A 14,434-nucleotide genomic window follows, 5' to 3' on the forward strand; every position below is an offset into this window, starting at 1 on the left:
AAATCATTATTTGGCTATCCATGTTTTATTTTCAGAAGTAGTAATAGATGTGATCAAATATCCTTTTAAAATTACTTTTTTGATAATACTGTTACTAGAATCGCAATCAGAATCTCGTTCAAAAGTATAAAGCTTGTGCAGCAATAGTTCTTTTTCAGGAATTTTTTTCTCACTTGGAAGATTAATGCAATTACCAAATGCCAGAACATCGAGTTCTAAAGAATCAGAAACATATTTTCTTACTGACACCAATATTTTTTCTCCTTTAAAGTCTAACTCATATGATTTATAATGCTCACAATCGCGAATGTTTGTCGGACTTTTAAATGAAGTTTTCTCATAATATTCATATCTGTCAATGATTTTGGCACTTATTGTTTCGATATTACTATAAAATACGTACTCTTTTTTTAAATTTTCTAATTGAAAGATATTACTTGGAATAGGTACCAATTTGCATTCTCTTTCGCATGATAAAAATGAAATTGTAATTAATGAAAAAAGTATTGATTTTTTTATCATTTTAAATAACCCCAGTTAATTTGTTTCTTCTGCTAAAATATGATTTTAAAATAATCTATGTTTAAAAGCTAAAACTTATTTTTTTAAACCTAATTTTCTATATAAATCAAAAAAAATATTTCCCCACTCAACACCCCAACAAATAAATTCTGATTTTGTATATTTGCCCAACCAAACATTATAATTACTTATGAGCCAAAAAGTATTACTTAATTCAAAAGAAGTTACTATCATACTCCATCGTTTGGCTTGTCAGTTAATCGAAAAACATCTTGATTTCTCTGATACAATTTTAATCGGGATTCAGCCGAGAGGTGTTTATTTGGCTGAACGTTTAAAACAAATTTTAGAGAACGAATATCAAACTCCTGAAATTTCACTGGGATATCTGGATATTACTTTTTTTAGAGATGATTTCCGCAGAACAGATAAACCGCTTGAAGCCAATAAAACTCAAATAAATTTTATAGTCGAAGACAAAAAAGTCATTTTTATTGATGACGTTTTGTTTACCGGAAGAAGTATTCGTTCTGCATTAACTGCAATTCAATCTTTTGGAAGACCTTCAGAAATTGAATTGTTAGTATTAATCGACAGACGTTTCAGTCGTAATTTACCAATTCAGCCGGATTACAGAGGCCGTCAGGTGGATGCAATTAATGGCGAAAAAGTAAAAGTGAGCTGGAAAGAAAATGATGGTGAAGATGTGGTTCACCTAGTGACAAATTAGTTTAATCGGTTAACCGGTTAATTGTTTAATCGGAAGGAACGATTAAACGATTCAACAAATTAACGATTCAACAGAAAAAACAATTAAACATTAAAGATGAAAGAATTAAGCGTAAATCATTTATTAGGAATAAAATACATCAATGAGAATGATATTAACCTGATTTTTGAAACGGCAGATCATTTTAAAGAAGTCATTAACCGACCAATTAAAAAAGTTCCTTCATTACGAGATATTACCATTGCCAATATTTTCTTCGAAAACAGTACGAGAACCAAACTTTCCTTTGAATTAGCGCAGAAACGTTTATCTGCTGATGTTATTAGTTTTTCTGCAGCGCAGTCATCGGTTAAAAAAGGAGAAACCCTGATTGATACTGTAAATAATATCCTTTCGATGAAAGTTGATATGGTTGTAATGCGCCACTCTAATCCCGGAGCGGCTTATTTTTTATCTAAAAATGTCAAAGCCAGTATCGTAAACGCCGGAGACGGAGCACACGAACACCCAACTCAGGCTTTGTTAGACAGTTATTCTATCAGAGAAAAACTAGGTGATGTTGCCGGAAAAAAAGTAGTTATTGTAGGTGATATTCTGCATTCGAGAGTTGCCTTATCCAATATATATGCTTTGCAGATGCAAGGTGCAGAAGTAAAAGTCTGCGGACCAAAAACACTGATTCCGAGATATATTGAATCACTTGGTGTTACGGTCGAGCCAAATTTACGTAAAGCCTTAGAATGGTGTGATGTTGCGAATATGCTTCGTGTGCAAAACGAACGTATGGATGTAAACTTCTTTCCATCGACACGCGAATACGCACAGCAATACGGAGTTGATAAACCGCTTTTGGATTCTCTTGGAAAAGAAATCGTAATCATGCACCCGGGACCAATCAATAGAGGAGTTGAGATTACTTCTGAAGTGGCTGATTCTGATCATTCAGTTATCTTAAATCAGGTTGAGAATGGTGTTGCGATTAGAATGGCGGTTATTTATCTTTTGGCTTCTAAAATTCAGTAATATTTGTTTCAAATTTTAGGTTTTAGGTTCCAAGTTGTTGGAACTTGAATATCCCGATGTCACCCTGAGCGAAGTCGAAGGGCTTTATAAACAAACGTGCTTTGCAAACGCGGGCTTCGACTTCGCTCAGCCTGACAAACTTGAAACCTGAAACCTAAAACTTGAAACAACAAACAAAAAACTTCGTACCTTAGCGCTCTGAAAATCAATTTTTATATTAGCCCCACAAATTATAAAATGAAAGTAGATCAAAAAGGACATACCGTTACCATAAAAGATACACAAGGCGATTTTAATGGCTTTGTAGAAAAAGTAACGCAGCAGTTTAAAACCTTTGAAAAACAAAATATTATAATCGATTTGTCATCAGATTCTGAGTTGACAGAAAATGATTTAAAAGTTTTTTTACCGCTGGTTAAGCTTCATAAAAAAGCAAAAAAATCGTTTGTAATTGTAGCTTCTGATCTTGATTTTAATGCTGTTTCAGATAAATTAGTCGTTGTTCCTTCTCTTTTAGAAGCACACGACATTATCGAAATGGAAGAAATTGAAAGAGACTTAGGCTTTTAATTGTAGATTTTAGAGTTCAGATTTTAGATTTTGAATGTTGAAATCTAAAAATGTATATTCAATCTAAAATCTAAAATCAACAATCTAAAATGAAGCTTACAATACTTGGCTGTTATGCCGCAACTCCCAGAACACTTACTAATCCGACTTCGCAGGTTTTAGAAATTAAAAATCGTTTGTTTTTAATTGATTGTGGAGAAGGAACTCAGGTTCAGCTTCGAAAGAATAAGATTAAATTTTCAAAAATTAATCACATTTTTATTTCGCATCTTCACGGAGATCATCTTTATGGATTAATTGGAACCATTTCGACTTTTTCTCTTTTGGGAAGAACGACCGATTTGCATATTTACGGTCCAAAAGGAATTAAAGAACTAATCCTTCTTCAATTAAAACTGACTGAATCCTGGACAACGTATAATTTGTTTTTCCACGAATTAGAGTCGAAGGAAAGCGAGGTTATTTTTGAAGATAATCGTGTCATTGTAAAAACGATTCCGCTGAAACATCGTGTTTACACAAATGGTTATTTATTTCAGGAAAAACCTGGAGAAAGAAAGTTAAATGTCGAAGCAGCTCAGCATTATGATATTCATACGGCTTATTATCAAAAAATAAAAAACGGAGGAAATGTTACGCTGGATGACGGAACTGTAATTGAGAATGAAAAGTTATCTTTTGACCCAATTCCGGCAATGAGTTATGCTTTTTGTTCGGATACGGTTTATAATGAAGATGTCATCCCGATTATAGAGAATGCAGATGTTTTATATCATGAATCTACTTTTTTAGAGACTGAAGCTCAATTGGCACAAAAAACATTGCATTCTACAGCAAAAGAAGCAGCTACAATCGCCTTAAAAGCCAATGTGAAGCATTTGGTTTTAGGACATTATTCAACCCGCTACGACGGAATTGAGCGTTTTAAAGAAGAAGCCCAAGAAATTTTCCCAAATGTTCTTTTGGGCGACGATGGACTTAGCTTTGAATTTTAATTTAAAGGCTCTAAGGTGCTGAGATACTAAGATTCTAAGTTTTTCTTTTTTTGAAACTTGAAACTAGAAACAAAATAAACTAAAATCAACAATCATGAACGATTTAAGCAATTATAGAAAATCTTACGAGAAGAGTGAATTATTAGAAACGAATATTCCCGAAGATCCAATTAATCTTTTTAACCGCTGGTTTCATGAAGTGGAGGATTTTGGCGGAAGCGGCGAAGTAAACGCGATGACAATTTCGACAATTGGTTTGGACGGTTTTCCAAAGTCTCGTGTGGTTTTATTAAAGAAATTTTCTGAAGAGGGATTTATATTTTATACGAATTATGATTCAGAAAAAGGAAAAGCAATTACGGCGAACCCAAACGTTTGTTTATCTTTTTTTTGGCAGGAAATGGAACGTCAGGTTATCATAAAAGGAATTGCGCAGAAAACTTCTGAAATTATTTCTGATAACTATTTTGATTCCCGGCCAGACGGAAGTAAGCTTGGCGCGATTGTTTCTCATCAGAGTGAAGTTATTCCGTCGAGAATTTTTTTAGAAGAGAATTTAAAGAAATTGGAAGCTGAATTTGAAGGAAAACCAATTCCAAGACCTGAGAATTGGGGCGGATTTATTGTAACGCCGCTGCAGGTAGAATTTTGGCAGGGAAGACCTAACAGATTACACGACAGAATTCGCTATACAAGTCAGTCTGATTTTTCATGGAAGATAGATCGTTTATCGTCATAATTGTAAGATTATTACATTATTTTGAAAAATTTTAATGCATTTCGTCGATTAATTTTGTAGTTTACCGACAAATTGAATACGTTTGGACAATAAAACAGAGAAAATTGTCACATAATAATTTTAAAGAATTTGCCCCAACATTTACTTTAAAGCATTAAACTACTACAGATTATGAAAAAGATTATGTGCGCCATGGTGTTCATTGTGATATCTATCACAATGAACTCATGCTCTGCCGATGTCGCCGAAGGGAATGAAAGTAGTACTTCTACTGAACAGGTAATTACTGACTACAACTATAATGCATCTGAATTGGAAACAATGCAGTTAATAAACGATTACAGAGTAAGTATCGGTTTAAATGCATTGGAAAAAATCAATCACATTTCTTATAAGTGCGAAGAGCACAATAAATACATGATCGACAATAATGTTGTGAATCACAATGATTTTGTGTCTCGTTCTAACAATATTATGAGTGTTCTTGGCGCTAAAAAAGTGGGTGAGAATGTTGCTTACAACTACAAAACATCTGCAGCAGCAGTAAAATCATGGCTGGAAAGCCAGGGTCATAAAGAAAATATCGAAGGAAATTATACTCATTTTGGTATTTCGGTTACTACAGATGCTGCCGGAAGAAAATATTATACAAACATATTTGCTAAAATTTAAAAGAGAACATTTGAACTGGTTGGTTAGTTTTCGTTGCATTCTTGAGTTGCAGCGTTGTTTTTTTAAAAAAGCTGTCTATGAATAATAGACAGCTTTTTAATTATGGATTGGTTTGGTTTTTACAATTTATAATCCGGTAATGATAAATTCACTTCGTCTGTTCATTTGATGTTCTTCTTCAGAACATTGTACTCCATCAGAACATAAGTTTACAAGCTGTGTTTCACCATAACCTTTTCCGGTTAAGCGATTTGTAGCAACTCCGTTGTTTATAAGCCATTCTATGGTTGATTTTGCTCTTCGGTTAGATAATGCTTCATTATATTGATGAGAAGCTCTGCTGTCTGTATGAGAACGAATATCTAATTTCATTGTTGGATTTTGTTTTAAGACATCCAGGATTTTTTCTAAATCTAAGGCTGCTTCAGTTCGAATGTTAGATTTATCTAAATCAAAATAAATTCTTTTAATACCAAAACATTTTCCTAAATCGTCCCCAACAACCACTTTGCAGATCGATTTTTCTAAAGCGATAGGAAGATTGGTTTTTCCGCTTTCTTTTGGTATTGTTACACTCACTTCTTTAGTTGCATATTCTGGTTTTTCTGCACGTACATAATAGGTTTTTCCGCATTCGACTGCAAAACTGTATAGTCCGGCAGCATCAGCGACAGCTGAATTTTTTATTCGCTGCATACCATCGTATAAAGTAACTTTCGTTCCGGGAAGTATAATTCCGGTTGCGGCATCTGTAATTATCCCGCTTAATTCCTGAACGCATTTTAATCGCTTAGTTTCTAAGAATTTATAAATATCATCAGAACCGAATCCGCCGTCTTTGTTGGAAGAAAAATATCCTTTTCTTGAAACCGGATCGATAATGTAGGCAAAATCATCTTTAGGAGAGTTAATATCGGCGCCTAAGTTTTCAATATCACTTATAGATCCATTCGTTTCAATCTGGCCCACAAAAACGTCAAGTCCACCAAGTCCGGGATGTCCGTCTGAAGCAAAATAAATTTCGTTTTCACTGGTTATATACGGGAACGTTTCCTTTCCTTCAGTATTAATTCCTTTTCCTAAATTTTCGGGCGATCCAAAAACACCGCTGGCGTTGATGTTTACTTTGTAAATATCAGACTGACCAATTGTACCCGGCATATCTGAAGCAAAATATAATGTTTTTTCGTCAGCACTCAATGCCGGATGCGCTGTACAATAATTATCGCTGGTAAACGGCAGCGCTGTTACGTTTGTCCATTTTCCGTTTTCGAGACTGGCTTTATAAATTTTTAATAAAGTAACCTTATTGGCATCTTTTCCTTTTTTACCATCAGCAAAGTTATTTCTTGTAAAATAAACTGTATTTCCATCTTTTGTAAAAACTAGTGAGGATTCATGAAATCTTGAATTTACGGTAGATCTGATTTTATTTACTTTAGATGTTGAATCGCTTTGAGCATCTATGTCGGCATCATAAATGTTAGTAAAATATTCGCCTGTCCACTTATGTTTTCTCTGACTGAAATTTCCGGTGTCTCTTGCAGATGCAAAGTATATTTTATTATTATAAATAAAACTTCCGTAATCAGAATATTTAGAATTAATTCCGGCATTTTCAATTTTATAACGTCCTGAATTTGCTTTAATTTTATCAAGATAATTTACGTTTTCTCTGTAAAGCTTTGCTCTTGAGTCATTTTTGAATTTTGCATTAAACTCGTCAAGAACTCTATTTGCTTTAGCTGTTTGTCCCGTTGCTTTTAAGGATTGTGCATATCTGTAATAATATTCAGCCTGAGGAGAAGTGTTTATACTGAATAATTCATCATACCACTTGACAGCACTTTCAAAATTGGAGTTGAAGTAATAAGAATCGCCCAGTTTTCTGTACAAATCTTCAGACTTATATCCTTTTGCAGCTACTCGTTCATAGGTTTTGATGACATCAACATAAGCATAACTGTCGTATTTTTTGGCACCAGCGTTTAATTTTGACTGTTGCGAATAGCTGGAAAAAACATTTAGAGTTATTAAAATAAGAAGTGTAAAATTTTTCATAACTATTATTTTTTAAAAGAAACGTGGAGTTACCATTTTGTTGGTGTTTTTGAAGAATTCGTAACGCAGATATATTTCATGCGATCCTGAATTGTAGTTGTTTAGTTTTGTGGTTTCCCTGTCGTAACCATATCCTAAGTAAAGCCCGTCTGTAATTTGAAATCCAAGAATTCCGCTTACAGATGCGCTCCATCTATAAGAAATTCCTGCTACAAATTTTTCAAAAAACATAAAATTGGCAGAAACATCGACCTGCAGCGGTGCACCCTCGACCATTTTCACTAATGTGGCAGGTTTAAATTTTATGTATTGCAATTTGTCAAGATCAAAAACGTAACCACCCATTAAATAATAATTGATTTTACTTTTATAGATGGCATAATCATTATCATCATATCTTTTTGTTTCGATAAAATTTGGAACTGATAAACCGATATAGGCTTTATCTGAATGCCAGTAAACACCTGCACCAACATTTGGCGAAAATTTATTATCCAAATCCTGAAACTGTGGATCTCCCTGATTTTGAGGATTTAGTTTGCTAATGTCTAAATTGAATAAATTGGCACTTCCTTTAAGGCCAAATGAAAGTTTGAAATCTGGAGATGTTTGAAGGGTATAAGATATATCTGCAGAAATAGTTGTTTCATTTGTTGGCCCAATTTTATCGTTTACGAGCGATGCACCCACTCCTAAATTGCTATTGTTTATTGGCGAATTTACTGAGAAACTCGAAGTTTCCGGAGCTCCATCTAAACCTACCCATTGTGTTCTGTAGAGACCAAAGATGCTCAAAGCACCTCTGGATCCTGCATAAGCCGGATTTATATTTATAGCATTGTACATGTACTGAGTATACTGTGAATCTTGTTGTGCATAACCAGAAATAGTTACAAACATAATGACGAAAAAAAATAATTTTGTTCTCATAGTAGATGTGTATTATTGATTATTACTCATTGATTTCTTAATTATTTTTCAATCAAAAAGTCAATATTTTTGCTTATTCAAAATAAGAAAGTTGTTATTGTTTTGTTTGTAATGCATTATATAGTAATTAGTTATATAATGCATCACTTGTTTTTTATTTTGACAGATATAGATAGCCGTCTTGTTTATTATTTTGAATTTCATTATTTCCATTTAATGATTTGTAAGTAAGAATATAGAAATAAGTACCTGTTGGTAATCCGTCAGATTTATTGACAGTGGTTCTGCCTCTGGAAGTTCCATCAAATGCATTGGTTGTATTATTGTAATTTGAAGTTTCAAATACTAATATTCCCCAACGATTATAGATTTGTACTGTATTTTCAGGATAACAGGTTAAATCATTAATACTGTCAATTACGAATACATCATTCATTCCGTCGCCATTTGGAGAGAAGGCATTGTGTATTACAATGTTTCCACAGGCTAAAACCTGGCAGTCATTGTTAACTTCCATGTTTAATACTATGCTTCTTGGACAATTTTCATCGATAATTTTATATTCGAATGCATAATTACCAAGTGCAAGACCAAACGGATTCAATGTATTTCCCTGTAATGCATTAGTTTCGTTTGTATCAATCCATGTCCCGGTTATTGGTGTGCCTTCCGGAAGTAAATTGGACAAGTTTATTAAGCTGGAGTCATCATTACATGCCTCACTGGTTATATTTACAATTTCATTTGGAACAACTGTTATGGTTACTGTTGCAGTATCGCAATTCTCGGCACTTAGTTTATCACAAATACGATAAGTATAGGTATAAGTTCCGGCTGGTGTTAAACTTGTAACGGTTACGTTTCCTTGAGTATCGATTGTAATATTTGGATCTGTTTTGGCATTGTTTTCATTTGCAGCAAGTAATGTAAAATCGACTAGTTCAAGAGTTGCAGGAAGCTGTCCTTTGAAATCATTACTCAATACATTTCCAACTAATCCAAAAGTGTTACAGCCAATGTTTGCATAAACATCATCATTTGCAACAACGGGAGTAGGAGGTGCAGGGTCAACAATAATTACAGTTACAATAGCAGTATCACAGTTTCCGAAATCAGCATTTTCACAAATTTGATAGGTTAATGTATACGTTCCTGCAGGAGCATTTGCCGCCACATCTACAGAACCATCAGGATTTAATGTCAATGTATTTGTTGGATCTGGTGTTACAGTTGTAAGTGTGACATCGGCAGGGTTTACGGGATCATTATTTAAAGTATCATTATTGTATACGTTTACAATGTTTGTTACTCCGGCTGGTGCTGTAATTACTGGCGGATTATCATCATTTGCTACAATTGCAAATGTTGGTCTGGCAATACAATACGGATCTGCCGGAGGATAATTTACAGTTATGGTTTCACTTGGATTAACTGATATGGTTAAATTAACTGTTGGACGTAATGATTCAAAACCGTCAGCACCTTGAATCCATTTATTATTTTCGAAAATCCATCCAGGCCAGTCAATACCATTTCCAGCTTCATTAACTACTGCTCCAGGCCATAAAACACGGCCGCTTAGAGGTAAATTGGTCATGGTGGTTATTAAGGTATTTTGTGTATTTGCCCAAGCTATCGTTACACCGTTTACCGAAGTGAAATTTCCGGGTGTTACTACATAATCAATGTAAGGAACATCGTTTACACAAATTGGGGTTGCTGTTACAGTCATAACCGGAGCCTCAATAGTAATAGTTACAGTTGCAGTATCACAGTTTGAAGTTTGATCTGCTTCACAAATTTGATATACTAATGTAAGTGTACCAACTGGTGCATTTGGTAAAACATCTACAGAACCATCAGGATTTAGTTGTAAAAATTCGTTTGGTGTTACTGTAGTAATAATTACATCAGAAACAGTTACTGCATTACCTTCAAGCGTATCATTTACGAGTACATTTAGGACATTTGTCGTTGTATGATTAACACCTGCAATAGGTCCGGCGTTATCATCATTAGCAACAATATCTAAGTATTCTTTACAGTTTATACCAAAGTCAGCATCCAAATGAACTAAATCTTGCGGGGTAACATTTACAATATAACTGCTTGGACTAGTTGTTGAGCATACAGTATGCAATTGAGCTTTGCCCGTTTTAGCGGTTGCTTTTTTATCGGCTGCATTTGGAAGTACTTTTACAAGTCCTGTTGCACCTAAAGCTGCAGCCATAGTATCCAGATTTCCATCTTTAACTAATTTGATTGTATACTCACCATACGGATTTTCTGTATTAGGTCTGTCTCTCCAGTATCCCTGAATTCCAATAATTACTTCTTTGTGATAACTGTTTGGTCCGTCAATTATAACATTTGGACTTGCTGCATTTCCAAAACCTCCGGCGTTTAATTCACCTACATTTGATGGGCCTTGATAACTTCCGTCTCCATTAAAATCGATCCATTCCCATAAGCTGTAGTCGATTGCGCCACCTGAATCAGGAACATTTTTAGTGACAACACCATCATTGTTGGCATCATACCATTCGTCCTGAATTCCGTTGCTGTTTACATCATACCAAACATAATCGCCTAAGACTGGAAGAGTTGAAGATCCATAATTAAAAGTATGTTCCTGAAAAGTACAATCTTCAAGAGTTGTAAAGAACAAACTCGAATCTGTAGGATATAATTCGTAAACACTATTTAAATTTGCATCTTGCACCTGCACTAAATAACTTCCTGCAGACATTCCTGTAAAACTGTATCCGCCATCTGTTCCGGTTAAACGCAATAAAATTGGTCCTGTGGTAGTCCCTTGCGGAATCAATGTCACCATTACATTTGCAATACCAGAATTGTTGTCTATATTCATAACATAACCGGAGATTTTTACAGTATATTCAGGCTGAGTAATAACAACGGTTGTAGTTGCAGTACAGGTTTGATTTTCACCATTTACAGCAGATGTTGCTGTTAGCGTATAAGTTCCGGCAGGTAAATTAGTATTACCAACAACTTCATTTTTATCATTTGTAATGACAACAGTTGATCCCGGACTATTAGTTACTAAAATCGAACCATCGCTTTTTCCAAAACAGGTTACATTTGAAGCTACACCCGTTACAGAAACTTTATTTTCAACAGTAAAGGTTTGAACAAGTTCTGTTTTATTTCCTGAACAATCTGTCAGCGTATAAGTTCGGGTTAAGATATAAGTATTTCCATCACAGCCGCTTGCTCCATTATTAGAATCACTAATTGTAATCGTTACTGTACTGCTGCAATTATCTGCAGCATCTATAATAACTTGCGGATTTGCTGCCGGAATATCAATAATACTTTGTAAATCTGCTACATCAGCCGGAGCAGTTCCTGTTGGCGGAGTTGTATCTCTAACGGTAATAATTTGGTTATGAGAAACTGTGTTTCCACTGCAATCACTAGTAGTCCATTTGCGTGTTAAAGTATAATCTGTGCCGCATTCATTAAGAATATTACTTTTAACTTCCGAAAATACGATTGGTAAATTGCCACTGCAATTGTCAGAAGCTTCTATGGTTGCAGGTTCCGGAACAGCATCGCAAGAAACAGTGATATCCGTTGGGAGATTTCCAGTAAATGCTGGAGGAGTTGTATCTTGAATAGTTATTATTTGGATAAAACTATCGGTAACATTTCCGCAGTTATCTTTTGCAATCCAGCTATTTGTATATGTTCCAGCATTTGAACAACCTTCAGAAGCTGTAAATTGTCCGCTTGTTTTTTCATAAGTAACCACTGTACAGTTTGCAGTTGCAGTTGGTGCTTGATTTTGAGCATTTTCTAAACCAGCAGCATCACTGCACTGTAAAGTTACATTTAATGTTCCTGCCTGCGTAATCCATGTTGGCGCTGCAGTGTCTTGAATTGTAATTACTTGTGTGAAAATAGTTGAAGTGTTGTTACAAGTGTCTTTGGCTGTCCATGTATTCGTATAAATTCCTGTACTTCCACAGCTTCCTCTTTGCAGTTCGCCAGTTGTTTTAGTATAAGTTACGGTTCCATTACAATTATCTGTTGCAATTGGTGCCAGAGTTTGAGCATTATTCAATCCTTCTGTATCGGCACATTGTAATGTTATATCTAAAGAACCACTTTGTGTTGTCCAAGTTGGAGCAGTTGTATCCTGCACTGTAATAATTTGAGTGAAAGTATCAGAGATATTTCCACAGTCATCTTTTACCGTCCATGTATTGGTATAAGTTCCAGCATTTGCGCATCCTTCAAAGGCAATGAATTGTCCGCTTACTTTAGTGATATTAGAAACATCAGCATCGCATAAATCAGAAGCAATTGGGAATAAAGCCTGAGCCGAAGTCAAAGATTCTTGGTTGCTGCATTCAATAGTCTGGTTTAAAGAACCGGCCTGCGTTGCCCAAGTTGGAGCAGTAAATGATTTGTGTGAAAGTATCAGAAATATTTCCACAATCATCTTTTACCGTCCATGTATTGGTATAAGTTCCAGCATTTGCGCATCCTTCAGAAGCTGTAAATTGTCCGCTTATTTTAATAATATTAGAAACATCAGCATCGCATAAATCAGAAGCAGTTGGGAATAAGGCCTGCGCGGAAGTTAAAGCTTCTTGGTTGCTGCATTCAATAGTCTGGTTTAGAGAACCAGCCTGAGTTGTCCAAGTTGGTGCGGTTGTATCCTGAATTGTAATGATCTGTGTGAAAGTATCAGAGATATTTCCACAGTCATCTTTTACAGTCCAGGTATTAGTATAAGTTCCAGCATTTGAGCATCCTTCAGAAGCTGTAAATTGTCCGCTTATTTTAATAATATTAGAAACATCAGCATCGCATAAATCTGAAGCATTTGGGAATAAGGCTTGCGCAGAAGTCAAAGCTTCTTGATTACTGCATTCGATAGTCTGGTTTAAAGACCCGGCCTGAGTTGTCCATGTTGGTGCGGTTGTATCCTGAATTGTAATGATTTGTGTGAAGGTATCAGAGATATTTCCACAGTCATCTTTTACCGTCCATGTATTGGTATAAGTTCCTGCATTTGAACATCCTTCAGAAGCTGTAAATTGTCCGCTTAATCAGAGATATTTCCACAGTCATCTTTTACCGTCCATGTATTGGTATAAGTTCCTGCATTTGAACATCCTTCAGAAGCTGTAAATTGTCCGCTTACTTTAATAATATTTGAAACATCAGCATCACATAAATCAGAAGCTGCAGGGAATAAGGCCTGTGCAGAAGTTAAAGCTTCTTGGTTGCTGCATTCAATAGTCTGGTTTAGAGAACCGGCCTGCGTTGTCCAAATTGGTGCGGTTGTATCTTGTATTGTGATTACTTGTGTGAAGGTATCAGAGATATTTCCACAGTCATCTTTTACCGTCCAGGTATTGGTATAAGTTCCTGCATTTGCGCATCCTTCATAAGCTGTAAATTGTCCACTTACTTTAGTGATGTTAGAAACATCAGCATCGCATAAATCTGAAGCATTTGGGAATAAAGCTTGCGCGGAAGTTAAAGCTTCTTGGTTGCTGCATTCGATAGTCTGGTTTAAAGACCCAGCCTGAGTAGTCCATATTGGTGCGGTTGTATCCTGAATCGTGATGATCTGCGTGAACGTATCAGAAATATTTCCACAGTCATCCATGGTTCTAATTTTANCCAAGTTGGTGCGGTTGTATCCTGAATTGTAATGATCTGCGTGAACGTATCAGAAATATTTCCACAGTCATCTTTTACAGTCCAGGTATTGGTATAAGTTCCGGTATTTCCGCATCCTTCAGAAGCTGTAAATTGTCCGCTTACTTTAATAATATTTGAAACATCAGCATCACATAAATCGGAAGCAGCTGGAAATAAGGCCTGCGCGGAAGTTAAAGCTTCTTGGTTACTGCATTCAATAGTCTGGTTTAAAGAACCACTTTGCGTTGTCCAAATTGGTGCGGTTGTATCTTGTATGGTGATTACTTGTGTGAAAGTATCAGAAATATTTCCGCAGTCATCTTTTACCGTCCAGGTATTGGTATAAGTTCCGGTATTTCCGCATCCTTCAGAAGCTGTAAATTGTCCGCTTACTTTAATAATATTTGAAACATCAGCATCACATAAATCAGAAGCATTTGGGAATAAGGCTTGCGCAGAAGTCAAAGCTTCTTGGTTGCTGCATTCAATAGTCTGGTTTAGAGAACC

11 protein-coding genes are annotated in these 14,434 nt (G+C 35.3%); 6 read left to right on the top strand and 5 right to left on the bottom strand.

The genetic code is table 11. The annotated features are described in order from the left end of the window. Positions 1-6: 6 nt before the first annotated feature. A complete protein-coding gene (locus ASD98_RS09155; RefSeq protein WP_056203116.1) occupies positions 7-522 on the bottom strand; it encodes a hypothetical protein in 516 nt (171 codons plus the stop codon). Positions 523-712: 190 nt separating this feature from the next. On the opposite strand from ASD98_RS09155, the gene pyrR reads away from it, so the two are divergent. From pyrR to ASD98_RS09185, 6 genes are all read left to right on the top strand, one after another. Next, a complete protein-coding gene (pyrR, locus tag ASD98_RS09160; protein ID WP_053470147.1) occupies positions 713-1,252 on the top strand; it encodes a bifunctional pyr operon transcriptional regulator/uracil phosphoribosyltransferase PyrR in 540 nt (179 codons plus the stop codon). Positions 1,253-1,348: 96 nt separating this feature from the next. Beyond that, on the top strand, positions 1,349-2,275 hold the full coding sequence (locus ASD98_RS09165; RefSeq protein ID WP_029273654.1) for an aspartate carbamoyltransferase catalytic subunit: 927 nt from the start codon (positions 1,349-1,351) through the stop codon (positions 2,273-2,275). Between the two features lie 237 nt (positions 2,276-2,512). Beyond that, positions 2,513-2,845 carry a hypothetical protein gene (locus tag ASD98_RS09170; protein ID WP_056203119.1) on the top strand — a complete coding sequence of 111 codons (333 nt, stop codon included), beginning with the start codon at positions 2,513-2,515 and terminating at the stop codon, positions 2,843-2,845. 89 nt (positions 2,846-2,934) lie between these two features. Then, the gene (locus ASD98_RS09175; protein ID WP_056203120.1) at positions 2,935-3,840 is read left to right on the top strand and encodes a ribonuclease Z; all 906 of its coding nucleotides are present in this window, start codon (positions 2,935-2,937) and stop codon (positions 3,838-3,840) included. 94 nt (positions 3,841-3,934) lie between these two features. Then, positions 3,935-4,579, top strand: coding sequence for a pyridoxamine 5'-phosphate oxidase (gene pdxH, locus ASD98_RS09180; protein WP_056203124.1), 645 nt, complete (start codon positions 3,935-3,937; stop codon positions 4,577-4,579). Positions 4,580-4,750: 171 nt separating this feature from the next. Further along, the gene (locus tag ASD98_RS09185; RefSeq protein WP_056203127.1) at positions 4,751-5,251 is read left to right on the top strand and encodes a CAP domain-containing protein; all 501 of its coding nucleotides are present in this window, start codon (positions 4,751-4,753) and stop codon (positions 5,249-5,251) included. 126 nt (positions 5,252-5,377) lie between these two features. Here the strand turns inward: ASD98_RS09185 and ASD98_RS09190 are convergent, their stop codons facing one another. The 4 genes from ASD98_RS09190 to ASD98_RS09205 form a co-directional block, all read right to left on the bottom strand. Next, on the bottom strand, positions 5,378-7,312 hold the full coding sequence (locus ASD98_RS09190; RefSeq protein ID WP_056203129.1) for an OmpA family protein: 1,935 nt from the start codon (positions 7,310-7,312) through the stop codon (positions 5,378-5,380). Between the two features lie 12 nt (positions 7,313-7,324). Continuing rightward, on the bottom strand, positions 7,325-8,242 hold the full coding sequence (locus tag ASD98_RS09195; RefSeq protein WP_056203133.1) for a type IX secretion system membrane protein PorP/SprF: 918 nt from the start codon (positions 8,240-8,242) through the stop codon (positions 7,325-7,327). 154 nt (positions 8,243-8,396) lie between these two features. After that, positions 8,397-12,713: a gliding motility-associated C-terminal domain-containing protein gene (locus ASD98_RS24375; RefSeq protein ID WP_082577820.1), complete on the bottom strand. Its 4,317-nt coding sequence runs from the start codon at positions 12,711-12,713 to the stop codon at positions 8,397-8,399. Then, complete coding sequence (locus ASD98_RS09205) at positions 12,622-13,128, bottom strand: hypothetical protein (RefSeq protein ID WP_056203138.1); 507 nt, start codon at positions 13,126-13,128, stop codon at positions 12,622-12,624. The genes ASD98_RS24375 and ASD98_RS09205 overlap by 92 nt, the downstream gene beginning before the upstream one ends. Positions 13,129-14,434 lie beyond the last annotated feature (1,306 nt).

It is taken from the genome of Flavobacterium sp. Root186, from assembly GCF_001428525.1.
Classification (GTDB): Bacteria; Bacteroidota; Bacteroidia; order Flavobacteriales; family Flavobacteriaceae; genus Flavobacterium.

Bases quoted from the DNA above. Each gene is read 5' to 3' on its own strand.
- pyrR (WP_053470147.1), top strand. From the start codon at position 713: ATGAGCCAAAAAGTATTACTTAATTCAAAAGAAGTTACTATCATACTC.
- ASD98_RS09155 (WP_056203116.1), bottom strand. From the start codon at position 522: ATGATAAAAAAATCAATACTTTTTTCATTAATTACAATTTCATTTTTA.
- ASD98_RS09170 (WP_056203119.1), top strand. From the start codon at position 2,513: ATGAAAGTAGATCAAAAAGGACATACCGTTACCATAAAAGATACACAA.
- pdxH (WP_056203124.1), top strand. From the start codon at position 3,935: ATGAACGATTTAAGCAATTATAGAAAATCTTACGAGAAGAGTGAATTA.
- ASD98_RS09195 (WP_056203133.1), bottom strand. From the start codon at position 8,242: ATGAGAACAAAATTATTTTTTTTCGTCATTATGTTTGTAACTATTTCT.
- ASD98_RS09175 (WP_056203120.1), top strand. From the start codon at position 2,935: ATGAAGCTTACAATACTTGGCTGTTATGCCGCAACTCCCAGAACACTT.
- ASD98_RS24375 (WP_082577820.1), bottom strand. From the start codon at position 12,713: ATGATTGTGGAAATATTTCTGATACTTTCACACAAATCATTTACTGCT.
- ASD98_RS09190 (WP_056203129.1), bottom strand. From the start codon at position 7,312: ATGAAAAATTTTACACTTCTTATTTTAATAACTCTAAATGTTTTTTCC.
- ASD98_RS09165 (WP_029273654.1), top strand. From the start codon at position 1,349: ATGAAAGAATTAAGCGTAAATCATTTATTAGGAATAAAATACATCAAT.
- ASD98_RS09185 (WP_056203127.1), top strand. From the start codon at position 4,751: ATGAAAAAGATTATGTGCGCCATGGTGTTCATTGTGATATCTATCACA.